The sequence below is a fragment of the Streptomyces pseudovenezuelae genome (genome assembly GCF_001513955.1).
Lineage (GTDB): Bacteria > Actinomycetota > Actinomycetes > Streptomycetales > Streptomycetaceae > Streptomyces > Streptomyces pseudovenezuelae.
This window is the reverse complement of sequence record NZ_KQ948151.1, coordinates 475,661-498,287: the sequence shown is the minus strand read 5'-3', so window position 1 is coordinate 498,287 and position 22,627 is coordinate 475,661. Positions and strand designations below refer to the sequence as shown.

The 22,627-nt window shown below is 71.2% G+C and carries 21 protein-coding genes; 14 read left to right on the top strand and 7 right to left on the bottom strand.

The window, feature by feature from the left end; genetic code table 11:
• Positions 1 to 20: 20 nt before the first annotated feature.
• Complete coding sequence (locus AQI94_RS33960) at positions 21 to 1,232, bottom strand: CaiB/BaiF CoA transferase family protein (RefSeq protein WP_031055152.1); 1,212 nt, start codon at positions 1,230 to 1,232, stop codon at positions 21 to 23.
• A 145-nt stretch (positions 1,233 to 1,377) separates the two neighbouring features.
• Between AQI94_RS33960 and AQI94_RS33955 the strand changes: the two genes are divergently transcribed.
• Genes AQI94_RS33955 through AQI94_RS33930 form a run of 6 tightly spaced genes read left to right on the top strand, consistent with a single transcriptional unit; the run spans position 1,378 to position 6,244 of the window.
• Positions 1,378 to 1,869 carry a PaaI family thioesterase gene (locus tag AQI94_RS33955; RefSeq protein ID WP_031055155.1) on the top strand — a complete coding sequence of 164 codons (492 nt, stop codon included), beginning with the start codon at positions 1,378 to 1,380 and terminating at the stop codon, positions 1,867 to 1,869.
• Between the two features lie 4 nt (positions 1,870 to 1,873).
• On the top strand, positions 1,874 to 2,734 hold the full coding sequence (locus AQI94_RS33950) for an enoyl-CoA hydratase-related protein (protein ID WP_031055157.1): 861 nt from the start codon (positions 1,874 to 1,876) through the stop codon (positions 2,732 to 2,734).
• Between the two features lie 23 nt (positions 2,735 to 2,757).
• The gene (locus AQI94_RS33945) at positions 2,758 to 3,210 is read left to right on the top strand and encodes an FAS1-like dehydratase domain-containing protein (protein WP_031055159.1); all 453 of its coding nucleotides are present in this window, start codon (positions 2,758 to 2,760) and stop codon (positions 3,208 to 3,210) included.
• Complete coding sequence (locus AQI94_RS33940; RefSeq protein ID WP_031055161.1) at positions 3,207 to 3,629, top strand: MaoC/PaaZ C-terminal domain-containing protein; 423 nt, start codon at positions 3,207 to 3,209, stop codon at positions 3,627 to 3,629. The genes AQI94_RS33945 and AQI94_RS33940 overlap by 4 nt, the downstream gene beginning before the upstream one ends.
• 4 nt (positions 3,630 to 3,633) lie before the next feature.
• Positions 3,634 to 5,127, top strand: coding sequence for a class I adenylate-forming enzyme family protein (locus AQI94_RS33935; protein WP_031055162.1), 1,494 nt, complete (start codon positions 3,634 to 3,636; stop codon positions 5,125 to 5,127).
• On the top strand, positions 5,117 to 6,244 hold the full coding sequence (locus AQI94_RS33930) for a serine hydrolase domain-containing protein (RefSeq protein WP_031055165.1): 1,128 nt from the start codon (positions 5,117 to 5,119) through the stop codon (positions 6,242 to 6,244). The genes AQI94_RS33935 and AQI94_RS33930 overlap by 11 nt, the downstream gene beginning before the upstream one ends.
• 58 nt (positions 6,245 to 6,302) lie before the next feature.
• Here AQI94_RS33930 and AQI94_RS33925 read toward each other — a convergent pair whose 3' ends face one another.
• Both AQI94_RS33925 and AQI94_RS33920 read right to left on the bottom strand, forming a co-directional pair.
• Entirely contained in the window at positions 6,303 to 7,484 is a 1,182-nt protein-coding gene (locus tag AQI94_RS33925) for an amidohydrolase family protein (protein ID WP_031055167.1), read from the bottom strand.
• A gap of 109 nt (positions 7,485 to 7,593) precedes the next feature.
• On the bottom strand, positions 7,594 to 8,397 hold the full coding sequence (locus AQI94_RS33920) for a FadR/GntR family transcriptional regulator (protein WP_031055171.1): 804 nt from the start codon (positions 8,395 to 8,397) through the stop codon (positions 7,594 to 7,596).
• Between the two features lie 177 nt (positions 8,398 to 8,574).
• On the opposite strand from AQI94_RS33920, the gene AQI94_RS33915 reads away from it, so the two are divergent.
• Both AQI94_RS33915 and AQI94_RS33910 read left to right on the top strand, forming a co-directional pair.
• Complete coding sequence (locus AQI94_RS33915; RefSeq protein ID WP_037944827.1) at positions 8,575 to 9,426, top strand: enoyl-CoA hydratase-related protein; 852 nt, start codon at positions 8,575 to 8,577, stop codon at positions 9,424 to 9,426.
• Positions 9,423 to 10,013, top strand: a complete 591-nt coding sequence (locus AQI94_RS33910; protein ID WP_031055176.1) for a DUF2889 domain-containing protein — start codon at positions 9,423 to 9,425, stop codon at positions 10,011 to 10,013. Before AQI94_RS33915 ends, AQI94_RS33910 begins: the two co-directional genes overlap by 4 nt.
• Before the next feature lie 91 nt (positions 10,014 to 10,104).
• Here the strand turns inward: AQI94_RS33910 and AQI94_RS33905 are convergent, their stop codons facing one another.
• The 3 genes from AQI94_RS33905 to AQI94_RS33895 form a co-directional block, all read right to left on the bottom strand.
• Positions 10,105 to 11,292, bottom strand: a complete 1,188-nt coding sequence (locus AQI94_RS33905) for an SPFH domain-containing protein (protein ID WP_031055187.1) — start codon at positions 11,290 to 11,292, stop codon at positions 10,105 to 10,107.
• A 2-nt stretch (positions 11,293 to 11,294) separates the two neighbouring features.
• Positions 11,295 to 11,549: a hypothetical protein gene (locus tag AQI94_RS33900; RefSeq protein WP_031055190.1), complete on the bottom strand. Its 255-nt coding sequence runs from the start codon at positions 11,547 to 11,549 to the stop codon at positions 11,295 to 11,297.
• 133 nt (positions 11,550 to 11,682) lie between these two features.
• On the bottom strand, positions 11,683 to 12,909 hold the full coding sequence (locus tag AQI94_RS33895) for an acyl-CoA dehydrogenase family protein (RefSeq protein WP_031055193.1): 1,227 nt from the start codon (positions 12,907 to 12,909) through the stop codon (positions 11,683 to 11,685).
• 113 nt (positions 12,910 to 13,022) lie between these two features.
• Here AQI94_RS33895 and fabG point away from each other — a divergent pair, with 113 nt between their 5' ends.
• From fabG to AQI94_RS33870, 5 genes are read left to right on the top strand one after another with little or no spacing between them, the layout of a single operon-like run.
• Positions 13,023 to 13,769, top strand: a complete 747-nt coding sequence (gene fabG / locus AQI94_RS33890; protein ID WP_031055195.1) for a 3-oxoacyl-ACP reductase FabG — start codon at positions 13,023 to 13,025, stop codon at positions 13,767 to 13,769.
• Between the two features lie 24 nt (positions 13,770 to 13,793).
• Positions 13,794 to 15,032, top strand: a complete 1,239-nt coding sequence (locus AQI94_RS33885; protein ID WP_031055198.1) for an acetyl-CoA C-acetyltransferase — start codon at positions 13,794 to 13,796, stop codon at positions 15,030 to 15,032.
• Between the two features lies 1 nt (position 15,033).
• Positions 15,034 to 16,470 (top strand): OB-fold domain-containing protein, encoded by a 1,437-nt coding sequence (locus tag AQI94_RS33880; protein WP_031055200.1) that lies wholly within the window; start codon positions 15,034 to 15,036, stop codon positions 16,468 to 16,470.
• Positions 16,470 to 17,678 carry an acetyl-CoA acetyltransferase gene (locus AQI94_RS33875; protein WP_031055203.1) on the top strand — a complete coding sequence of 403 codons (1,209 nt, stop codon included), beginning with the start codon at positions 16,470 to 16,472 and terminating at the stop codon, positions 17,676 to 17,678. The genes AQI94_RS33880 and AQI94_RS33875 overlap by 1 nt, the downstream gene beginning before the upstream one ends.
• Before the next feature lie 15 nt (positions 17,679 to 17,693).
• Positions 17,694 to 18,488 carry an SDR family NAD(P)-dependent oxidoreductase gene (locus tag AQI94_RS33870; protein ID WP_031055208.1) on the top strand — a complete coding sequence of 265 codons (795 nt, stop codon included), beginning with the start codon at positions 17,694 to 17,696 and terminating at the stop codon, positions 18,486 to 18,488.
• Between the two features lie 74 nt (positions 18,489 to 18,562).
• Here AQI94_RS33870 and AQI94_RS33865 read toward each other — a convergent pair whose 3' ends face one another.
• On the bottom strand, positions 18,563 to 21,253 hold the full coding sequence (locus AQI94_RS33865) for an ABC transporter permease subunit (RefSeq protein ID WP_031055210.1): 2,691 nt from the start codon (positions 21,251 to 21,253) through the stop codon (positions 18,563 to 18,565).
• 129 nt (positions 21,254 to 21,382) lie between these two features.
• Here AQI94_RS33865 and AQI94_RS33860 point away from each other — a divergent pair, with 129 nt between their 5' ends.
• Positions 21,383 to 22,627, top strand: coding sequence for an ABC transporter substrate-binding protein (locus AQI94_RS33860; protein WP_031055215.1), 1,245 nt, complete (start codon positions 21,383 to 21,385; stop codon positions 22,625 to 22,627).

Below are 22,627 nucleotides of genomic sequence, written 5' to 3'. Positions count from 1 at the left end.
CACCGGATGGGCTGACGCGGCTACACCACACCCCGGTCCCGCAGCGCAGCCAGCTGACTGTCCGTCACCCCCGCGAGAGCCGTCAGCACTTCGGCCGTGTGCTCACCCAGCGCGGGCGGTGGGGCGTACCCCTCGACCGGTGTCGCCGTGAACCGGATGGGGTTGGCGAGCATCGGAAGGGGTCCGGAGGCCGGGTCCTCGACCTCGATCAGCATCCCCCGGTGCTGTATCTGCGGGTCGGCGAAGACCTCGGGCATCTCGTTGTACGGGCCCGCGGGCACGTCGTGTGCGTCGAGTACGGTCAGCCACTCGTCCCGGGTGCGGGTGCGCAGGATCGCCGCCAGTACCGGCAGGATCTCCTCGCGGTGGGCGATCCGGGCCGGGGTCGTGGCGAACCGTTCGTCCTGGAGGAGGTCGGTGCGGTCGGCCGCCGCGCAGAACGCGGCGAACTGCTTGTCATTGCCCGCGACCAGGAAGATCGGCCTGTCCTCGCAGGGGAAGGCCTGTGAGGGGATTCCGCCGTAGCCGCCGTTGCCGCGCCGCTGCGGAACCTCGCCGGAGACCAGGTAGTTCATCGCGAAGTGGGAGAGCGAGGCCAGGCCGCAGTCCAGCAGGGAGAGGTCGATGAACTGGCCCTCGCCGGTACGGTCCCGGTGGCGCAGGGCCGTGAGGACGGCCGTGGAGGCGTAGAGCCCCGTGAGGATGTCGATCATGCTGACGCCGACCTTCATCGGCTCCTCGGGGTGACCGGAGACGCTCATCATCCCGGACATGGCCTGGAAGATGCCGTCGTAGCCGGGTCGGTCGGCGTACGGGCCGGTCTGGCCGAAGCCGGTGACCGAGAGGTAGACGAGACGAGGGTTGAGTGCGCGCAGGCTCGCGTGGTCGAGGCCGTACTTCGCCAGTGTGCCCGTCCGGAAGTTCTCGACCAGCACGTCCGACCGCGCGGCGAGGGCGCGGATCAGCTCCTGCCCCTCGGCGGAGGCGTGGTTGACGGTGACGGACCGCTTGTTGCGGTTGCAGGAGAGGTAGAAGGCGGCGGTGTCGGTGCGGTCGCCCTCGGGGCCGGGGGCGAAGGGCGGGCCGTACGTCCGGGAGTCGTCCCCCGATCCGGGCCGTTCGACCTTGATCACCTCGGCGCCCAGATCGGCCAGCATCTGGGTGGCCAGCGGCGCGGCGAGGATGCGGGACAGATCGAGCACGCGGATCCCGGCCAGTGCGGTCGACGGCATCTGGGTCTCCCTCTGTTCACGGACAGCGAATCAGTTATATAAATAATACATCTAGCGCCCGACCGCGGTCCGCTTGATTGCCTCATCTATTCAATTCATGTAACTATATGGATCGGCCGCCAGGCCGGGACCGGAGGGCGGGCTGATGACCGTCGCGGCGAGGACCCTCACCGATCAGGAACAGCGCGAACGCCGGGCCTGGTTCCGGGCCCGCTGGGAGCGCGGGGTCGCCTTCAACCGGCGCTGCCGCATCCGCGTGACGCGCTGGGAGGCGGACGGCGTCGAGATCGTGCTTCCCTACGCCGAGTCCCTCTCGGCCCACGAGGACGTCTTCCACGGCGGCGTCATCTCCGCGCTCATCGACACCGCAGGCGCCGGAGCCGTCATCGCCGGGCACGACTTCACCAAGGGCAGCCGGCTCAGCACCGTGTCGATGTCGGTGCAGTACCTCGCACCCGCCCGCGGCCGGGAGGCGGTCGCGTACGCGCGCTGTGTGCGGCGGGGCGGGCGGGTGCACTTCGCCGACGTCGACGTGCGGACCGACGGACGCCTCTGCGCCCGCGGGCAGGTGGTGGTGACCATCTCCGGGGAACGGCCCGGCGTCGGCGACCCGATCGAACCGCTGGACGAGGAGTGACGTGATGCCCGAGGAAACCGTGGTGGCCCCCGAGGACCTGGACCTGGTCCTGTACGAGGTGGACGAGGACGGCGTCGCCACCGTCACCCTCAACCGGCCCGAGCGCAAGAACGCGTGGAGCCTGCCGATGGAACGCCGCTTCTTCGCGCTCCTCGACCAGGCGGCACAGGACCCGGCCGTCAAAGTGGTGATCATCACCGGTGCGGGCCGGGCCTTCTGCCCGGGGATGGACATGCAGCGCCTGGAGCAGAACTCACAGCCTGGGGAGTCCCTCAACCTCCAGGCCCGCGTCCCCATGTACAGCAGGCGGACCATGCCGAAGCCGCTGATCGCCGCCGTCAACGGCGCCTGCGCGGGCATCGGCCTGGTCCAGGCGCTCATCTGCGACGTCCGCTTCGCGGCCCGAGGGGCCCGCTTCACCACCGCGTTCACCCGCCGCGGGCTGGCCGGCGAGTACAACCTGCCGTACGTCCTGCCACGCGTCATCGGTCTGGAGAACGCGCTCGACCTGCTGCTGTCCGGCCGCGTCCTCGACGCCGACGAGGCGAAGAGCCTGGGCCTGGTCAGCCGCGTCGTGGAACCCGGAGACCTGCTCGACGCCGCCCGCGCCTACGCCCGGGACATCGCCCGCAACTGCTCCCCGCGCGCCATGGCCGTCGTACGCCATCAGGTGTACGGCGACCTGGACCGCACCTTCAACGACGCCCTCGCCCGCTCCTACTCCGCCATGGAGTTCTTCGCGGGCTCGCCCGACTTCCGCGAGGGCGTGTCGAGTTTCGTGGAGAAGCGGGAGCCCAAGTTCGAGGGACTGCCCCCGGACTTCGACCCGGACGAGGCCACGCGCGACGCGTTTCTGCCGTACTGAACCGAAGCGAGGAGCACACGCAGATGACAGGGCAACCCTTCCCCGTCGAGGCCGGGCACATCATGATGTTCGCCCGCGCCATCGGCGACGAGAACCCGGCGTACCAGGGCGCGTCCGCGCTCGCACCGCCCACCTTCACCATGGCGAGCGCCCACTACGACCCCGACTCCCACCTGCGTCCCAAGCCGGACGAGGAGTGGTTCGGGTCGGGGCGTGACGCCGGCGTCATGGCCGAGGGCGGCGGCGGGCTGCACGCCGAACAGCACTTCGAGTACCACCGCCCGGTGCGCGCCGGCGAGACCCTCCACGCGCACCACAGCACGGGCCGCAGCTGGGAGAAGCAGGGCCGCACCGGCCGCCTGCTCTTCACCGAACGCATCACCGAGTACCGGGACGCCGACGGCGCACCGGTCGTCAGCGCCGTGACCGTGGCCGTCGTCCCCGAGGGCCCGGCGACCCCGAAGGACGCCCGATGAGCCTGAGCCCGGACGACATCAAGGTCGGCGAGACACGCGGACGCGTCCTCGTCGACGACCTCAAGCGCACCCGGATCGTGCAGTACGCGGGCGCCTCCGGCGACTTCAACCCCCTGCACACCGACGAGCGGTTCGCCGTCGAGGCCGCGGGCTATCCCGGCGTCTTCGCCCACGGCATGCTGACCATGGGCATGACCGGCCGCGTCCTGACCGACTGGGTCGGCCCCGAGGCACTGCTCCGCTACGGCGTGCGCTTCAAGGCCCAGGTCTGGCCCGGCGACACCCTCACCGCCACGGTCACCGTCGAGTCGATCGAGGACACGCCGGCCGGCCCGGTCGCCCACTTCACCGTGCGCACCGTCAACCAGAACGGCGCCGAGGTGGTCACCGGCACCGCGGCGGCCCGCCTGGAGCCCTGACCCGATGGCCGCCGCGCAGGAGCCCGGGACGGCGGCCACCTGGACCGCCATGGTGAGCCGTGCCTACGACCACGCCCACCCCGCCGTCCGGTTCGGCGACCTGACCTGGACCGGACGCGAACTCCTCGACCGCGCGGCCGGAGCGGCGGCCTGGCTGGACACCCTCGGCATGGAGCCCTGCGAACCGGTGCCCGCACTGATCGCCACCTCCGCCGACGCCCTCGCGCTGGTGATCGGCGGCGCCGGATCCGGCCACCCCCTCGCACCCCTCGGCGTCCGCATGACGGCATACGAGCTCGCCGCCGTGGTCAAGGAGACCCGGGCGCACGTCCTGCTGGCACAGCCCGAGTTCGCCGACCTCGGCACGCAGGTCGCCGAACTGTCCGGCCGACGACTGGCCGTCTTGCCCGAACTCACGCCTGCCGGAAGGCGGTTGACCGCCGGACCCGACGACCTCGCCGCCGTCTTGCACACCTCCGGGACGACGGGCCTGCCCAAGGCCGTCCCCATGAGCCAACGGCGCCTGGCAGCCCGGGCCCGCGTGAACGGGCGGCTGTGCGCGCTCGGCCCCGACAGCTTCTACGGCGGCAGCGCGCCCTTCCACCACATCGCGGGCCTCGGCAACATCGCCGTCGCCCTCGCCGCCGGCGCCCTGATCACCGGCCTGCCCCGCTTCACCGTCGAGGGCTGGGCCCTGCTCCGCGAGCTCGGCACCACGCACACCAGCATGGTCCCCGCGATGCTGGAGACCCTGCTGGCGGCCGGACAGGCCCGCCACGAGACACTGCGGACCCTCCAGTACGGTGGCGCGCCCGTCCGCCCCGGCACCTTGCGCAGGACGTACGAGGCGATGCCCGGCGTGCGCATGCTCAACATGTTCGGACAGACCGAGGGTTCGCCGATCAGCGTGCTCACCCCCGAGGACCACCGGGAGGCGGTGGCCGGACGCACCGAGCTGCTGCGGTCGGTGGGGCGGCCCGCACCCGGGGTCGAGATCAGGGTCCACGCCCCCGGCCCGGACGGCGTCGGAGAGATCCACGCCCGCGCCGACCACCTCTTCAAGCTCGACGCCGAAGGCTGGCTGCGCAGCGGCGACCTGGGCCGCGTGGCGGAGGACGGGTACCTCTACCTGCTCGGCCGGCACACCGACATGATCATCCGTGGTGGCGAGAACGTCCACCCGCTGGAGGTGGAGACGGTCCTGTCCGCGCACCCCGGGGTGGCGGACGTCGCCGTCACCGGCGTTCCGGACGAGCGGCTCGGCCAGACCGTCGTCGCCTTCGTCGTCCCCGCCGATCCCGACACCCCGCCACAACCGGCGGCACTCAGGAGCCACACCCGCGCCCGGCTGTCCGGGTTCAAGGTCCCCGTCCGCTGGTGGTTCGTGGACGACCTGCCGCGCAACGCGAACGGCAAGGTCGTACGCCGAAGCCTGCGGGAACCCACCGCGCTCGAATGGGAATTCACCCCGCTCGGAGGAGAACCACGTGACGCTTGACCACTCGGTCGTCGCCCCGGAAGCCGTCGGCGTCGACCCGCACCGGCTGGACGTGCTCCTGCGCCGCATCCGCCTGGAGGTCGAGCACGGACCGCTGCCGTCCGCGCAGGTCGCCGTGGCACGGGGCGGGAAGCTGGTCGCCTTCGAGACCTGGGGGGACGCCGAACCCTCCACGCGATACGTCCTGCAGTCCGTCGGGCGGTCGATCGTCGCGGGCGCGGTCTGGAAGCTGCTGGGCGAGGGCCTGCTGGACCCGGCCGAGCAAGTGGCCGCGATCATCCCGGAGTTCGCGCCGAACGGGAAGGAGACCGTGACGGTCGAGCAGGTGCTCACCCACACCGCCGGCTTCCCCTTCGCACCGCTCGGGTACCCGAAGACGCTCGACCGCGAGCAGCGCCTCGCCGCCTTCGGCCGCTGGCGGCTCGACCACCCGCCCGGCAGCCGCTTCCAGTTCCACCTCACCTCGGCGGCCTGGCTGATCGCCGAGATCGTGGAGCGGCGTACGGGCCTGGCCTTCCCCGACTACCTGCGCGAGCGGATCGCCGTACCGCTCGGCTTGTCCTCGCTCGAACTCGGCGTCCCGGTGGACCGGCAGCCCGGCACCGTCGCCCCGATGACCGCCACCGACCGCACGAGCGACGCGCAGGAACCCGACCCCTGGGGCCCCTGGTACCTGTCCGACCCGCGGGTGCTGGCGGCCGGGGAGCCCAGCCACGCCCTGGTCGCCACGGCCGCCGACGTCGCCCTGTACTTCCAGGCGCTGGAACACTCGGGGCTGTGGAAACCGGAGGCCGTGGCGGAGGGCACCCGGATCCGGCTGACGGACCACCCGCACGGGGAGCAGATCTACGGGGGCGGCTCCGGCCGCCGTACCAGCATGGGCCTGTTCGTCACCGTGGCCGGCCCGGACGCGGGCAGCAACCTGCCGTCCACCGGTTCGCCGGCCCTCTTCGGCAGCGCCGGAGCCGCCTACCAACTCGGCTTCATGGACCCGCAGAGCGGTCTGTCCTTCGCCTGCCTGAGCAACGGCTACCCGCTTGCCGGCTACGACCACTCCCGGCGCGGCTCGGCCCTGCTCGCGAACATCGCGAATCTCGCGGCGGATCTCACGGACTAGGCAGAGCTGAGCCCGGTACCGAATCCCGGTACCGGGCTCTCCCCTTGGCGCGTGCCGCTCAGCGGCTGATCAGCTGCTGGGCGTTGTTGTACATGATGTCGTCCTGGGCGGACTCGTCGAGTTCGGCGATGAGCTTGCGGAAGTCGCCGGGGGCGGCCAGGCCCTCCGCGTGCGGGAAGTCGGAGCCCATGACAAGGGACTCGTGGTAGCCGAGGCGCTTGACGACGTTCACGATGTCGTCCTCCGGATAGGGCACCACGCGGACGTGCTTGCGGAAGACCTGGCTGGGGCGCTCGTCCAACTGCCCGCCGATCCAGGGGCCGTTGCGGCCCATGCCGCGGCTCTTGTCCATGTGGCGCACGAAGTGCGGCACCCACTCGGAGCCGAACTCGGACACCAGGACGTTGATGTCGGGGAAGCGGCCGAAGAGGTTGTCGAAGATCAGCGCGGACAGCGTCTCCTCGATGGGGCGCTGGCCGTAGGTGTTCTGCCACTGCCAGGCCGACATCCGGAAGTGGATGGGGTTCGGGTCGTAGCCCCAGGAGGGCGCCACCTGCGAGTTGTAGTAGAACTCGCTGATGTGGTAACAGACGCTCGCCTTGGCCTCGTTGACCAGTTTCCAGAACGGGTCGAAGTACGGGTCGCCCGGCGAGCGGCCGTACACGGGGCCGGTGGGCAGCAGGATGAAGCGGGCGCCCTGGTCGAGGACGTACTCCAGCTCCTTGACCGCGCTGGGCAGATCCCGCAGCGACAGCAGTGCGGGGGCGTAGATGCGGTTCTGGTGGTTGAAGCCCCAGACCTCGTTCATGTACCGGTTGAAGGAGTGGTAGTTGGCGTAGAGCGGCTCCACGCCCTGCACGTATTCCTCGGCGACCAGTGCCCAGCCGCCCGGGTAGATGATCGTCTGGTCCAGCCCCTGCTCGTCCATGACGCGCAGCCGGGCCTCGCGGTTCTGGTACGACTCGTGCATCGGCTCGAACTGGTACGTCTCCTCGGGGTTGCCCGAGGCCATCGCCTTGAGCATCTCCTTGAGCGAGCCGGGACGGTAGACCTGCCCGAACTCCGGTTCCAGGCATACGACGATGCGGTCCCCGGCGAGGATCACCTCCCGCCCGTCCGGCAGGGTCACCGGGGCGACGGCCGCACCGAGGAACTCCTTCGGAAGGTAGCGGGTGAAGGAGTCCCGCTCCTCGTACATGTGCTGGTCGCAGTCGAAGATGGGCTTGCGCTGTTCGGCCATGGCGTCGCCTCCGGGCCCCAGGAACTATTCAGTACGCCTTCTATAATTATCTAACTGATTAGAGAGCGCAAGGGGGAACGGAGGCGGACTCGCCGTGAGGTGGGGCGGGTCAGTCGAGGAGTTCGAGCACCGTCTTGGGCCCAGCGGCGTTCACCACGTCGTCCGCGCTGGAGATGTGCCGCTGCCACAGCTTCTCGGCCTCGTCCGCCTTGCCGGACTCGATCAGGCCGACCATCCGCACATGCGCCCGGTGTCCCTTCAGGGCCTGCGTCTTCTGCGCCTCCGCATCGGCCGCGCCCGCCGTGTACGAGGCGTTCGCCCGGTCGATGATGTTGCGTAGCATGCCGCACAGCAGGATCAGGGTCTGGTTGCCCGTGAGCTCGACCAGCAGGGCGTGGAAGGCGTCCTGCGCGTCGACCAGGGCGAGCGGGTCGTCGAGGACGGCCTTCTCGGCCGCCACGGCGTCACGCAGCCGCTTGATGTCCTCGGCCGTGTGCTTGGTGGCGAGCTGGCGGGCGCAGGGCGGCTCGATGAGGGCCGCGGCGCGGTAGATGTCGCCCAGGGTGGCGCCGCGGTACTCGAGGATCAGTCCGGCGAAGCGGGCGGCGACGTCCGAGTCCGGGGCGCTCACCCGGGCGCCGCCGTGGGCTCCGCGGCGCACCGTGATCAGGGACTCCGACTCCAGCACCCGGAACGCCTCGCGCAGTGTGGGCCGCGAGATGCCGAACTGCTCCATCAGGCCCGACTCCGGGGGCAGTGCGTCGTCGGGCTTCAGCTCGCCCCGGACGATCTGGCGACGCAGATGCGCGGCGACCAGCTCGGCGGTCTTCGGCACCCGCACCTGACGTCCGACGCGACTGCGGGCGGGGACCGGCAAGGTCGCCGATTCTGCGGTGCGGGCTGCCTCGGCCACGGTGGGCTCCTCGTATAGCTAAATGAATCGTCTTAGTGCATCGAGGGTACCAGGTCAAGCCCTCGGTGATCTTCTCCTTGCGCGACCTGATCTGGCGTTCTCGCGGTCCTTGGGTATATAGATGATTCATCTATCTATAAAGCCGGTCCAGCCGACGGATACCGCGGGAGTGACCCGATGACCGAGAACCCGGCCCCGGAGATCCTCACCGATCTCACCGACGACGGGGTCATGCTGCTGACCCTGAACCGGCCCGAGCGGCACAACGCCTGGACGCTGGAGATGGAGCTGCTCTACAACGAACTGTTCGACCGGGCGGAGCACGATCCACGGGTGCGGGCCGTGGTGCTCACCGGCGCCGGGCGCAGCTTCTGCCCGGGCATGGACATGAGCGTCCTGGACGCCGCCTCGTCGGGCGCCCGCCCCTGGCCGACCGACCGGCTGCCCCCGCGCACCCGGCCCATGTCGTTCCCGAAGCCCGTGGTGGCGGCCGTCAACGGCGCCTGCGCCGGCATCGGGTTCAACCAGGCCCTGATGTGCGACATCCGGTTCGCCGTGCCGCACGCCAAGTTCGCCGCCGCCTTCAGCGCGCGCGGGCTGGTGGCCGAGGACGGCGTGTCCTGGATCCTGCCCCGGCTGATCGGCTACGGCAACGCCGCCGACCTGCTGCTGTCCTCGCGCCGGATCACCGGGACGGAGGCCCTGGCCATGGGGCTGGTCAACCGGCTGGTCGAACCGCAGGACCTGCTCCCGACGGCCCTCGCCTACGCGGGCGAACTGGCCCGCTCGGCCAGCCCGTACGCGATGTCCCTCATCAAGCGCCAGCTCGCCGACGACCAGGCGAGGACCTTCACCGAGAGCCGCGACCACGCCGCCGCCCTCCTGGCCACGGCGAAACGCGCCCCGGACTACCGTGAGGGCGTGCGCAGCTTCATCGAGCGCCGGCCGCCGGAGTTCGCGGGACTGGGCGAGACCCCGGCCACGGCCCCCACCCCGGCCCCGGCGCTCGCGCAGGAGGCGTCGTCATGACCCGCTCCGAACTCCCGCTGCACCGCCGCACGATCACCGTCACCGCGTACGCGGAAGGCGGCGACGAGATCTCGGTCGAGGCGGAACTGAGCGACGTGCGCCCCTGGGCGGAACCGCCCGCCGACGTCGTCCACCGGATGGGCCTCGCCGTGCGCGTCCGTCTGGCCGACATGGTCGTCGTGCACGCCGAGGCGGACATGCGGACCTTCCCGCACGCCGAGTGCCCGTTGATCACCCCGGTGTTCGACGGACTGGTCGGGCTCAGCGTCGCCGCCGGATACAACCGGGCCGTCCAGCAACGGTTCCGCGGGGTGTCGGGCTGCTCGCACCTGCACGAGCTGGCCCGCGCCCTGGGCCCCGCGGTGGTGCAGGCGGCCATCTCGGCGAACGCGGGCCTGCGGTACGCCGGTGAGCAGGCCCACGACCCGCGTTCCACGGCCGGTGTGCTGAACAGCTGCCACATCTGGGCGCCGGACGGCGTGGGCCTGCGCAAGCTGGACGCGGGCTGGGTCCCGGGGACCGGCCCGCGTCCGGTGCCGCCGCTCAGCACCTTCGGGCAGCGCGGACCGGAGACGTCCGGCGGCTGAATCCGTCGGGTGGTTCCGGCCCGCTTCCGACCTGAGCCCTCGCGCCGCACCGGGCGAAGGGCCACGTACATCCGTCCTTACGGGAGAACCCTCATTCGACGTTGACCGGGCCGTCGTCCGACTTGTCGTCCTTGCGGGAGTGCAGCTGGAGCAGACCGTTGCCGCTGCTCTCCGAGGAGCGGCGGTCGTCGGAGGAGTCCTGGCCGCTCAGGTTCTGCCGGACCGAGTCGAGGATCGTCAGGCCCTGCGACACCAGACCGGCGGCGATCTCACCGAGCCCGTCGGCGCCGTTGAGGACGTTGACGTTGGCGCCGGCGAGGCCGCCGGCCGCCTCCTTCACGATCTGCGGGAGCTGGTCGATGATCATCCGGTCGAGCGCGACCCGGTCGTAGGAGGCCGCCGCCTCCGCCTGGATCTTCATCCGCTGGGCCTCGGCGGCGGCGAGCACCCTGATCCGCTCGGCCTCGGCCTCGGCGGGCTTCACGATCTCGGCCACCAGCTGCTGCTGGCGCAGTTTCGCCTGCCGCAGGGCAAGTTCCGTCTGGGCGTCCAGAACCTCCTGCTGGGCGTGCGCCAGCGCGAGCGGCCCGGCCTGCGCGGCCCGCGCCTGGGCACGGTCCACCTCGGCCGAGTACTCCGCCTTGACGATGGCGGTCTGCCGGGCGTACTCGGCCTGGTTGCGGGCCGCCACCTGCTCCGCCTCGACCGAGGCCTGGGTGGCCTGCGCCTGGGCGATCTGCGCCTGCCGCTGGATGGCCGCCTTGTGCGGCGCGGACATCGCGTCGATGTAGCCGGTGTCGCCGTCGTCGATGGACTGGATCTGCAGCGAGTCCACGATCAGGCCGATCTTCGCCATCTCGGTCTTCGAGGTGTCCAGGACCTCCGCGGCGAGCTTCTGCCGCTCGGTGACGATCTCCTCGACCGTCATCGAGCCGATGATGGCCCGCAGGTGACCGGCGAAGATCCGGCCGGTCAGCACCGACATCTGGTCCTGGTCGGAGAGGAAGCGCTGGCCCGCGTTGATGATGCTCTCGTGGTCGTTGCCGACCTTGAAAGCGATGACCGCACGGACGTGCAGTGCGATGCCCTGCCGGGTCACGCAGGTCTCGGTGACCTCGGACTCGCACATCGACAGGGTGAGGAAGCGGGTCTTGCGAAAGATCGGCAGCACGAACTTTCCGTGCCCCGTCACCACTCGGAACGGCGCGCCCCCCAGTCCCCGCCGTCCCCCCGAGATCAGCATCGCCTCGTCGGGAGCGGGAACGCGGTATCCGAACATCGTTACTCCTCAGCCGGCGCCGGCGGATCGCCGAGCGCGTCCAATGGATCCGCCCACGCCATGACGCCGACCGCTCGGCATCCACGCGACTCGATCACGAGCACGGTCGCTCCGGTGGGCAGGGGATCCTCGGACCAGGCGAGGAAGGTCTCCGAGCCGCCTCTGACCCGCACGAGGATCTCGCCGGGGCCCGCGGCACCGCGCGTCCCGATGAGCAGTTTTCCCGTGCAACCGATCACGGCCTCGTCCTGCGGCATCACGGCCGTCCTCCATCGTCTGGCCCCAGGATCCCGACGATAGACCCACTGCGGCCGGGGGCCCAACGGGCATGACGATCCGGCCCGCCACGCTCCGCTTGCCCCGGCTCCGAAGCGGTCCGCCGGCCGGGCTCTAGCCCGCCGCCGCCCTCGGCTCGCGCGGCAGCCCCAGCACCTTCTCCGCGAGGATGTTCCGCTGAACCTGGGAGGTTCCGGCATAGATGGTGCCGGAGCGGGCGATGAGGTACGTCGTCGACCAGGACGCAGAGGAGTTCGCCGCGCCGGGATCGTCGGTGCGGTAGGTACGCAGGGGCGGGCGGCCGACCGGCACCTGGCCGTGCAGGCCCATGATGTCCATCGCGAGATCGGTGACCTTGGTGTGGTACTCGCTCCAGTACAGCTTGGCGATCGATGACTCGGGGCCGGGCTCGGTGCCCTTGAGCCAGCCGGTGAGGATCCGGTAGCCGAGATAGCGCATGATCTCGACCTTGGACCAGCACCAGGCGATGCGCTGCCGGATCACCGGGTCCTGGTCCTTGCCGTACAGCCGCGCCAGCTCGACCAGGCGTTCCACCTCCGCCTTGAAGAGGATCGGGTTGGTCGCCGCCTCCTCCCCGCGCTCCACGCCGAGCAGGCTCTGGGCGACGGTCCAGCCGTTGTCGACGCCCCCCACGACAAGGTCGGCGCGGGTGCGGGCGCCGTTGAAGAAGACCTCGTTGAAATGGAGCTGCCCGCTCATCATGCGGAACGGCCGCACCTCGACGCCGGGCTGGTCGAGCGGGACGAGCAGGAAGGAGATGCCGCGGTGTCTGGGGGCGTCCGGGTTCGTGCGGGCCAGGACGAAGATCCAGTCGCTGTGATGGGCGCCGGAGGTCCATACCTTCTGGCCGTCGATCACCCACTCCTCGCCGTCACGCACCGCGCGCGTCCGCAGGGAGGCCAGGTCGGAGCCCGCGTCCGGCTCCGAGTACCCCTGGCACCAGGTGTCCGCGCCGCTGAGGATGCGGGGGAGGAAGTGGGCCTTCTGCTCGTCCGTGCCCCAGCGCAGCAGCGTGTTCGCCAGCATCTTCACGCCGAAGGTGTCCTGCGGCAGCCCGAACGGCACACCGGCCAGGGCCAGTTCCTCCGTCAGCACCACCTGGTGGAGCTTGGTCAGGCCCCGGCCGCCGTACTGCTGGGGCCAGGTCAGTGAAAGGTAGCGGTGCTCGGCCAGCAGCCGGCGCCAGTTTCGGGCGAAGGCCCAGGCCGCCTCCTCGTCGAGGGCGCCGATGCCCTTCCAGTCCGGCGGCAGTGTCCCGGCGAGGAAGGCCCTGACCTCGGTGCGGAACGCTTCGGTCTCGGGGGGATAGCTGATGTCCACCTGCGTACTCTCCTCGTCCGGTCCCGTGCGCACAGCTCCGGCGCTGTATTGATTGTTTCAGCATAATAGGTTATCTATTTAAGAGGAATAGCGTCGAGCCAGGGCGGGCTGACATGGGACTGCTGGACGGCCGCAACGCGGTGATCACCGGCGGCGCACAGGGCATCGGCTTCGAGATCGCGGGAGTACTCGGCGCCGAGGGGGCGTCCGTCGTCCTCGGTGACATCAACGAGGACGCGGCGGCGGAAGCCGCCGAACGCCTCGCCAAGAAGGGCGTGGCGGCCACCTCGCTGCGCTGCGACGTCACCGACGAGGACGAGGTCGCCGCCCTCGTCGCCCACTGCACCGACAGCTTCGGACCGGTCGGCGTCATGGTCAACAACGCCGGGATCACCCGGGACGCGACCCTGCGCAAGATGGCTCTCGCCGACTTCCGCGCCGTGGTCGACGTGCATCTGACCGGCGCCTGGAACGGCACCCGGTACGCCGCCGAGGCGATGCGCGCCCACGGCCGGGGCGGCAGCATCGTCAACATCTCCTCCATCGCCGGCAAGGTCGGCAACTTCGGCCAGACCAACTACAGCGCGGCCAAGGCGGGACTCGTCGGCCTCACCAAGGCCTCCGCCAAGGAGCTCGCCCGGGCCGGGATCCGCGTCAACGCCGTCCAGCCCGGCCTGATCCGCACCGCCATGACCGAGGCGATGCCCAGGGCCGCCTGGGACGCGAAGCTCGCGGAGATCCCCATGGGACGTGCCGGAGAGCCCGCCGAGGTCGCCCAGGCCGTCCTGTTCCTCGCCTCCGATCTCGCGAGCTACGTCACCGGAGCCGTGGTCGAGGTCACCGGCGGCCGGTACATGTGAACCCGCTGATGAAAGGCATGACCGATGCGTGACGCGGTGATCTGCGAACCGATACGGACTCCGGTCGGGGGCTACGGGGGCGTTTTCCGGGACGTCACCGCGGCCGAACTGGCCGCTACCGTCGTGCGCGCCGTACTGGAACGCACCGGCATACCGCCCGCGGCCGTGGACGACGTCCTGCTGGGCCAGTGCTACCCCAACGGCGAGGCCCCCGCCATCGGCCGCGTGGCCGCCCTGGACGCCGGACTGCCCGTCGAGGTCCCAGGACTCCAGATCGACCGCCGCTGCGGCTCCGGACTGCAGGCGATCATCACCGCGGCCATGCAGGTGCAGACCGGCGCGAGCGACCTCGTGCTGGCCGGGGGCGTCGAGTCCATGAGCCAGGCCGAGTTCTACACGACCGGTGTGCGCTGGGGCGTACGCGGGGCCGGCACCTCCCTGCACGACCGGCTGGCGCGCGGGCGCGTCACGTCCGGAGGGGTCAACCACCCCGTCCCCGGGGGCATGTTGGAGACCGCCGAGAACCTTCGGCGCGAGTACGCCATCCCTCGCGAGGAACAGGACCAACTCGCCCTGCGCTCCCACGAGAAGGCCGTCGCGGCCCAGCGGGAGGGCAGGTTCGCGGACGAGATCGTGCCCGTCGCCGTGCGGTCCCGGAAGGGTGTCACGGTCGTCGACACCGACGAACACCCGCGCCACGACTCCTCGTTGGAGAAGCTCGCGACACTGCGTCCCGTGCTCGGCCGCCAGGACCCGGAGGCCACCGTCACCGCGGGCAACGCCAGCGGCCAGAACGACGGCGCCGCACTGTGCGTCGTGACCCACCCCGAGCGCGCCGCCGAACTCGGACTGCGCCCGCTGGGCCGCCTGGTCTCCTGGGCCGTCGTCGGCGTACCACCCGAGACGATGGGCATCGGACCGGTACCCGCCACCGCCCGGGCCCTGGAGCGGGCCGGACTCAAGCTCGCCGACATCGACCTGATCGAACTCAACGAGGCCTTCGCCGCCCAGGTACTGGCCTGCACCCGTGAATGGGGCCTGACCGAGACCGACTTCGAACGGTTCAACGTCAACGGCTCCGGCATCTCGCTGGGCCACCCCGTCGGCGCCACCGGCGGCCGCATCCTCGCCACCCTGCTGCGCGAACTCGACCGCCGCCAGGCCCGCTACGGCCTGGAGACCATGTGCCTCGGCGGTGGCCAGGGCCTGGCCGCGGTCTTCGAACGGCCGACCGACGCAACCCACGCTCATGGAGGACGCTGACATGGCCGGACTGATCGCATACGGCGCCTACGTGCCGTACCACCGTCTCGCGAGGACGGATGTCGCAGCCGCCCTGGGCGGCAGGGGAGGCAAGGGAACCCGCGCGGTCGCGGGCTACGACGAGGACACCACGTCCATGGCCGTCGAGGCGGCCCGCGGCGCCCTGGCCCACGACGGCCTGCGCGCCCGCGTCAGCCAGCTCTTCCTCGCCACCGCCGCACCCGCCTACCTCGACAAGACCAACGCCACCGCCGTCCACGCCGCACTCGGCCTCGACCGGCACGTGCTCGCCGCCGACATGGCCGGCTCCGTGCGCTCCGGCCTCGGCGCCCTGGTCACGGCCGCCCGCTCCCCGGTACCGACCTTGACGATCCTGTCGGACCTGCGCACCGGCCTCCCCGGCGGCGCCGACGAGGTCGCGGGCGGCGACGGCGCGGCGGCGTTCGTCTTCGGCGGACACCGCAACGGCGCCCCCGTCATCGCGGAGGTGCTCGCCCACGACACGGTCAGCGACGAGCTCCTCGACCGCTGGCGGCTGCCGGGCGCGCCCGTCTCCCGGGTCTGGGAGGAGCGCTTCGCCGAGGAGATCTACGTGTCCCTCGCGGACAAGGCGCTCACCGCGGCCCTCGACCACGCGGCGCTCGACGTCGGCTCGATCGACCACTTCGTGGTCGCGGGCCTGCACACGCGCGCGTGCGCGACGGTCCGGCGCACCGCCGGTGTCCGTCCCGAGGCGGTGACCCCGGACCTCACCGGGGCGATCGGCAACGCCGGCACCGCGCAGCCCGGACTGCTCCTCGCCGACGTCCTCGACCGGGCCCGGCCCGGCGAGACCATCGCCCTCGTCGTGCTCGGCGACGGCGCCGGAGTCCTCCTCCTGCGCGCCACCGACGCGCTCCCGGCCCATCGCGCGGCCCGCCCGGTCGCCGCCCAGATCGCCGCGGGCAGCGCCCCGATGCCGTACGCCACCTATCTGTCCTGGCGCGGCCTCCTCGACCGTGAACCGCCCCGCCGGCCGGACCCCGAGCCGCCCTACGCGCCGCCCGCACACCGCCGCACCGGCTGGAAGTACGGCTTCGTCGCCTCCCGTTGCGAGAAATGCGCCACCCGGCATCTGCCGCCGGACCGGGTGTGCACCTCCTGCCGGAGCATCGACGCCATGACCGACGAGCCGATGGCGCACGTGCGCGGCACGGTCGCCACGTTCACCGTCGACCGCCTGGCGGCAACGCCCAGCCCGCCGATGCTCGTCGTGGTCGTCGACTACGACGGCGGCGGCCGGTTCCGCTGCCAGCTGACCGACGCCACCGAGGCCGACGCCGCCATCGGCGCCCGGGTCGAGATGACGTTCCGCCGCACGGTCACCGCGTCCGGCGTCCACAACTACTTCTGGAAGGCCCGGCCGGTGCGCACGGGCGAGACCGAGGGGACACACTGATGGGCTCGCACGGAATACGGGACCGGGTCGCGATCGTCGGCATGGGCTGCACGCCCTTCGGCGAGCACTGGACCCGCTCGGCGGACGACCTGCTGATCGACGCCGTCGGCGAGGCCGTCACCTCGGCCGGCATCACCCTCGACGACATCGACGCGTACTGGTTCGGCACCCAGGCCTCCGGCGTGTCCGGGCTGACCCTGAGCCGGGCGCTCCACCTGCCCAACAAGCCGGTCACCCGCGTCGAGAACATGTGCGCGACCGGCTCCGAGGCCCTGCGCAACGCCTGCTACGCCGTCGCCTCGGGGGCGTACGACGTGGCGATGGCCGTCGGCGTGGAGAAGCTCAAGGACTCCGGCATGTCCGGGCTGTCCGGTACGGCCATCCCGGGCGCGGGCGACGACAGCCGCGGGGAGATCACCGCCCCCGCGAACTTCTCCCTCCTGGCCCCCGCCTACGCCGCCAAGTACGGCCTGGCGGAGGAGGAGATGAAGGACGTCATCACCCGCATCGCATGGAAGAACCACGTCAACGGGGCCCGCAACCCGCGCGCGCAGTTCCGCAAGGAGGTGCCGCTGGAGCGCATCCGGTCGGCCCCGATCGTCGCGGGCATGCTCGGCGTGTTCGACTGCTCGGGCGTCTCGGACGGTTCGGCGGCGGCGATCGTGGTGCGCGCCGAGGACGCCTACAAGTACACCGACCGGCCGATCTTCGTGAAAGCGCTGTCCTTCGCCGCCGGTCCCGCCGACGGACTCCTCGACCCCGAGTACGACTTCACCACCTTCCCCGAGGTCGTCGCCTCCGCACAGGAGGCCTACCGGCAGGCCGGCATCACCGACCCGCGCGCCGAACTCGCCCTCGCCGAGGTCCACGACTGCTTCACGCCCACGGAGTTGGTGCTGATGGAGGACCTGGGCTTCGCCGAGCGCGGACAGGGCTGGAAGGACGTCACCAGCGGGGCGTTCGACCTGGACGGCTCGCTGCCGGTCAACCCGGACGGCGGACTGAAGGCCTTCGGCCACCCCATCGGCGCCTCAGGACTGCGCATGATGTTCGAAGCCTGGCTCCAACTGCGCGGCGAGGCACCGGCAGAGCGGACGGTGAAGTCCGTGGCCGAAGGACGCTCGCTCGCCCTCACCCACAACCTCGGCGGCGGACCCGGCGAGTGCGTCTCGTTCGTGTCGGTCGTCGGCAGTCAACTCACCGAGTAGGAGAGGCGGTTCGCGATGACGCGACTCCAGGACAAGATCGCCGTCGTCACCGGGGCCGCGTCCGGCATCGGGGCGGCCACCGCCCGCCGCTTGGCGGCCGAGGGCGCGCACACGGTGGTCGCCGACCTGAACCTCGACGGTGCCAAGGCGGTGACGGAGGAGATCCGCGCCGCCGGCGGCTCCGCGACGGCGGTCCCGGTCGACCTCGGCGACATCGAGAGCGTACGGGCCATGGTGGCCGCCGCGGTCGAGACGTACGGCGGTCTCGACGTCCTGCACAACAACGCGGCCGCCACCCACCTGGCCGCCCGCCAGGACCTCGCCGTCGTGGAGGCCGACCCTGCGGTCTGGGACGACACGATGCGCATCAACCTGCGCGGGACCATGGTCGCCATCCAGGCCGCCGTCCCGCACATGATCGCGCGCGGCGGCGGCTCCATCGTCAACACCTCGTCAGGGGCCGGGCTTTCGGGCGACCTGCGCAACCCGGCGTACGGCGCCTCGAAGGCCGCCCTCGTCAACCTCACGCAATACGTCGCCACCCAGTACGGCAAGCAGGGCGTGCGCTGCAACGCCATCGCCCCCGGGTTCATCGTCACACCGGCCAGCTCCGGTTCGGCGCACGGAGCGATCCGGGAGGCGATGCTGCGCCATCACCTCACCCCGCGCCTGGGACGCCCGGAGGACGTCGCGTCGGCGGTCGTCTTCCTCGCCTGCGACGAGTCGGCCTTCATCACCGGGCACACCCTGCGCGTGGACGGCGGACTGCTGTCCCACCAGCCGTACGTCGCGGACCTGCGCGACGCCTGACACAGTTCCTGTCGTTGCCGCCGGAGGCGCTGATCTCAGCGCCTCCGGCTCTCGGCGTACCGCGGACGGGACGCTCAGGCCGGCGTCTCCGGCTCCAGGTCGCCCAGGTAGGCCGCCCGGACCGCAGGATCGCGCCGGACCTCCTCCGGCGTACCGGCGCAGATCCGCCGTCCGAAGTCGAGGACCACGACCTGGTCGCAGACGCTCATCACCATGTCGACGTCGTGCTCGACGAGCAGCACCCCCATGCCCCAGTCCTCGGCGAGCCGCCGTACCAGGTGCGCCAGTTCCTGGGTCTCGTCGTCCGACAGACCGGCCGCCGGTTCGTCGAGGAGCAGCACGGACGGCGAGGCCGCGACGGCGCGGGCGATGGCCAGCAGCCGGCGCTCTCCGTACGACAGGTCGTCCACCGGCCGGTCCAGACTGTCCTGGAGGCCGAACTCCCGTACCGCGACCAGCACATGGGCAGGAAGCGGGCGGCTGCCGGGACGGACCAGGTCGGTGAGGCAGGCCCACCGGCCAGGTCGGTCGCAGGCCGCGTACAGGTTGTCCAGGACGGTCATGTCCTCGAACAGCTCCAGGGACTGGAAGGACCGGCTCAGCCCGGCGGCGGCCCGCCGGTGGACCGGCAGCCGGGTCGCGTCCCGGTCCCCGAGCCGCACGCTGCCCGATGTGGCCCGGGTGAAGCCGGTGACCGCGTCGATGGCGGAGGTCTTGCCGGCGCCGTTGGGACCGATGAGCCCCACGACCTGGCCCGGTGCGACGTCCAGTGAGAGCCCGTCGACGGCGACGACACCGCCGTAGCGGACGGTGAGGTCCCGTACCTGGAGTGGGAGTGGGGCGGCGCGGGGCACGGTCGGCTGTGACTGTCGCTGTGGGACGGTCGCAGGCCGCTTCGTGGGCCGTTGGAGCCGGATCCTCGCCGCCTGTGTGCCGAGCCCCTTCCCGATGCCGTCCTGGTTGCCCACCAGGGTCAGCACCAGGATGATGCCGCCGATCAGCGGCATCCACGCGCTGAGCCCGGGCAGCACGAGGTCCCCGAACCGGGCGCCCACCGTGCCCGCGGCGAAGGTCGCGCCGAACAGCGGACCGACGAGGAAGCCGACCCCGCCGATGACCGCGAGACCGAGCGCGGTGATGGAGCCGAAGCTCGCGAAGTCGGACAGGACGACCGACGTCGAGCGGAAGCCGGTGAGCACTCCGGCGAGCGCGGCGATGGCCGAGGAGAGGCCGAAGGCGTAGAGCTTGGCGGCGCGGACGTCGATGCCGAGGGCGGCGGCGGCCCGCTCGTTCGCCCGTACGGCGATCAGCCGGCGGCCGGTACGGCTGCGCCGCACGTTGGCGACGACGAGCGTGGCGGCGACGAACAGCACGAGCACCACGGCGGCGTACCGCTGTGGATGGTCGACGCCGGAGATGCTGATGCCGAAGAGTGTCTGCTTGCCCACCGCGATGCCGTCGCTGCCGGGGGTCGTCGACAGGTCGGTGTTCTGGAAGACCATCGCCTCCAGGGTGGTGCCGAGGCCGAGCGTGATGATCGCGAGGTTGACGCCACGGGTGCGGACCGCGGGGAGCGCGAACAGCAAGCCGATCGGCACGGTGCCCAACACCCCTGCCAGCAGAGCGAGTTCGAAGGGCCATCCCCAGTCTGCCGCCGCGTGTCCGGCGAGGAAGGCGCCGGTCCCGGCCAGGGCGTAGGCCGCGAGGGAGACCTGTCCCGCGTATCCGGTGACCACGACGATCGACAGGATGATCAGTGACAGCACCAGGGTCGTGGTGATCGCGTCGGCCCAGAGCGGTGTCGCCAGGCTCACCAGCGACAGCCCGGCCACGACGGCGAGCGCCAGCGGCAGGGGCCGGACCTTCCCGGTGCCGAGACCGGGCAGCCGGTCAAGGAAGGTGCCGCGCAGCGGCAGGGCCCGGCCGCGTGCGACCAGTACGAGGGCGATGAACAGGAAGGGGACCGAGGCGGCGAGTCCGGTGACGTCGGAGCCGAAGCGGGTCAGTTCGGACTGCACGACGCCGATGACCAGGCCGCCCGCCAGCGTGATGGGGAACGAGGAGAACCTGCCGACCAGGGCGGCGGCCAGGGCGCTGAGCAGGAGGGTGGTCAGCCCGGTCACCGAGAGGCCGATGACCGGCACGATCAGGATGCCGGTCAGTCCGGCGAGTGCCGATCCCAGGGCCCAGTTGCCGGTGGCGATCAGGTCGGGGGACCAGCCGAGCGAGGCGGCCGCGGCCTCGTTCTCCGCGACCGCGCTCGTGCCCAGGCCGAACAGGGTGCGCTTGTAGAGGAGGTGGAGGAGCACGGTCACGGCGACCGCGATGCCGATCAGCCACATGCGGTCCTCGGAGACCGTCGCCCCGGCGATCGTCAGCAGCTTGGTGGGCAGCTTGCCGGGCACCAGTTCGAGGCTGTCGCCGTAGCGCTTGACGGCGATCGCGGTGAGCACGATGAAGACCGCCAGGGTGCCGACCAGGCGGGCCAGCGAGGACGCCCTGCGCAGCGGGCGGAGCACCAGCAGGTGGGTGAGCACGCCCAGCACCGCTGAGGTGAGCACGCCGCAGGCGGTGGCGGGCCAGTACGGCACGCCGTGCTGGCCGGCGAGCTCCCACTGGACATAGGCCCCGGCCATGCCGATCGCGCCGTGCGCGAAGTTCAGGACGCCGGAGCCCCGGTAGACCAGCACGATGCCGTGCGCGGTGAGCGCGTAGAGGGCACCGAGCCCGAGGCCGAGCAGCGCGAAACGCAGGACGTCGTCCATCGAGGAACCTCCCGAGGGCAGGTGCGAGACAGCACATTCATTTAAATAATTGTGCCGAGAGTACTTCACTAACCACAAAACGCACCCCATGCTGTTCGGCATCTCGACGACGAGCACAGCGGAGGAACCATGAACCACTCACGCCGACGCAGAACCACCGCAGCGAGCGCCCTCGCGGTGACCGGGGTCCTGCTCGCCGCCGGCTGCGGGGGAGAGGCGGCCGGCAGTTCGAAAGAGGAGACCTCCGCACTGAAGGGCACACCGGTCAAGGTGATGGTCTGGGCACCGGAGGACACCCAGGGCAGCGCCCAGCCCGGAGTCCGGCTCACCGCCCAGGCCTACGAGAAGTGGATCAATGCCAACGGCGGGATCAAGGGAGCCCCGCTGAAGGTGCTCACCTGCAACGAGAAGGGCAACCCCGACGAGGCCGAGAAGTGCGCCCAGCAGGCGGTCGCCGAGAAGGTGGTCGCGGTGGTGGGCTCCTACAGCCTCGCCGGCGATCGCTACATGCCCGTCCTCCAGAAGGCCGGCATCCCGTACATCGGCGGCACCGGGGTCTCGGCGGCCGAGTTCTCCAACCCGCTGTCGTTCCCCGTCAACGGCGGCACCCCGGTGGTCTTCGCGGCCCACGGCCGGCAACTGGTGCAGAACGGCTGCAAGAAGATCTCCGGCGTGCGCTACGACGTCGCCGCCGCCGCGGTCGTCTCGCAGTTCCTCACCGTCGGCGCGGTCTCCGCCGGAGCGCCGGCGCCCAAGGACATCAAGGTGCCGCTCACCGCCACCGACCTCGCCCCGCAGGTCGCCGCCGCGACCAAGGGGAGCGACTGCGTGAGCGTGATCATGGGCACCGCCTCGGGCCTGTTCGTGAAGTCGTACGTGCAGTCGGGCGCCAAGACGAAGCTCGGCAGCGTCGTCGGCAACCTGACCCCGCAGCTCGCCGAGAGCACCGGCGGAGCCGGCGGCCCGCTGGAGGGTGCCGCGATCACCGGCTACTTCCCGCCGACCTCCGACGCCGCCTGGAAGGACTTCCTCGCCGCCGCCAAGGGCGACAAGGACATCGACACCAGCAACGGCGCCAACGAGACGACCTGGGTGGCCTTCAAGGTCTTCACCGAGGCCGCCAAGAAGCTCCCGACGATCACGGCGAAGACCCTCGTGCAGGAGCTCGACACCAGCCCGGGCATCAGCACCGGCGGACTGACCCCGCCGCTGAGCTGGAAGGCGTCCACGGCCCTGCCGATCAAGGGCCTCGACCGCATCCACAACACCACCGCCACCGAACTGACCATCCGCGACGGGAAGATCGAGTGGGCCAAGCCCGGATCGACCTTCGTCGACGTCCGCAAGGTCCTGACGGCACTGCCGTCCAGCTGA

Bases quoted from the DNA above. Each gene is read 5' to 3' on its own strand.
- fabG (WP_031055195.1), top strand. From the start codon at position 13,023: ATGGGACTGCTGGACGGCCGCAACGCGGTGATCACCGGCGGCGCACAG.
- AQI94_RS33935 (WP_031055162.1), top strand. From the start codon at position 3,634: ATGGCCGCCGCGCAGGAGCCCGGGACGGCGGCCACCTGGACCGCCATG.
- AQI94_RS33940 (WP_031055161.1), top strand. From the start codon at position 3,207: ATGAGCCTGAGCCCGGACGACATCAAGGTCGGCGAGACACGCGGACGC.
- AQI94_RS33860 (WP_031055215.1), top strand. From the start codon at position 21,383: ATGAACCACTCACGCCGACGCAGAACCACCGCAGCGAGCGCCCTCGCG.
- AQI94_RS33875 (WP_031055203.1), top strand. From the start codon at position 16,470: ATGGGCTCGCACGGAATACGGGACCGGGTCGCGATCGTCGGCATGGGC.
- AQI94_RS33885 (WP_031055198.1), top strand. From the start codon at position 13,794: ATGCGTGACGCGGTGATCTGCGAACCGATACGGACTCCGGTCGGGGGC.
- AQI94_RS33910 (WP_031055176.1), top strand. From the start codon at position 9,423: ATGACCCGCTCCGAACTCCCGCTGCACCGCCGCACGATCACCGTCACC.
- AQI94_RS33945 (WP_031055159.1), top strand. From the start codon at position 2,758: ATGACAGGGCAACCCTTCCCCGTCGAGGCCGGGCACATCATGATGTTC.
- AQI94_RS33905 (WP_031055187.1), bottom strand. From the start codon at position 11,292: ATGTTCGGATACCGCGTTCCCGCTCCCGACGAGGCGATGCTGATCTCG.
- AQI94_RS33900 (WP_031055190.1), bottom strand. From the start codon at position 11,549: ATGCCGCAGGACGAGGCCGTGATCGGTTGCACGGGAAAACTGCTCATC.
- AQI94_RS33865 (WP_031055210.1), bottom strand. From the start codon at position 21,253: ATGGACGACGTCCTGCGTTTCGCGCTGCTCGGCCTCGGGCTCGGTGCC.
- AQI94_RS33950 (WP_031055157.1), top strand. From the start codon at position 1,874: ATGCCCGAGGAAACCGTGGTGGCCCCCGAGGACCTGGACCTGGTCCTG.
- AQI94_RS33880 (WP_031055200.1), top strand. From the start codon at position 15,034: ATGGCCGGACTGATCGCATACGGCGCCTACGTGCCGTACCACCGTCTC.
- AQI94_RS33955 (WP_031055155.1), top strand. From the start codon at position 1,378: ATGACCGTCGCGGCGAGGACCCTCACCGATCAGGAACAGCGCGAACGC.
- AQI94_RS33960 (WP_031055152.1), bottom strand. From the start codon at position 1,232: ATGCCGTCGACCGCACTGGCCGGGATCCGCGTGCTCGATCTGTCCCGC.
- AQI94_RS33870 (WP_031055208.1), top strand. From the start codon at position 17,694: ATGACGCGACTCCAGGACAAGATCGCCGTCGTCACCGGGGCCGCGTCC.
- AQI94_RS33915 (WP_037944827.1), top strand. From the start codon at position 8,575: ATGACCGAGAACCCGGCCCCGGAGATCCTCACCGATCTCACCGACGAC.
- AQI94_RS33925 (WP_031055167.1), bottom strand. From the start codon at position 7,484: ATGGCCGAACAGCGCAAGCCCATCTTCGACTGCGACCAGCACATGTAC.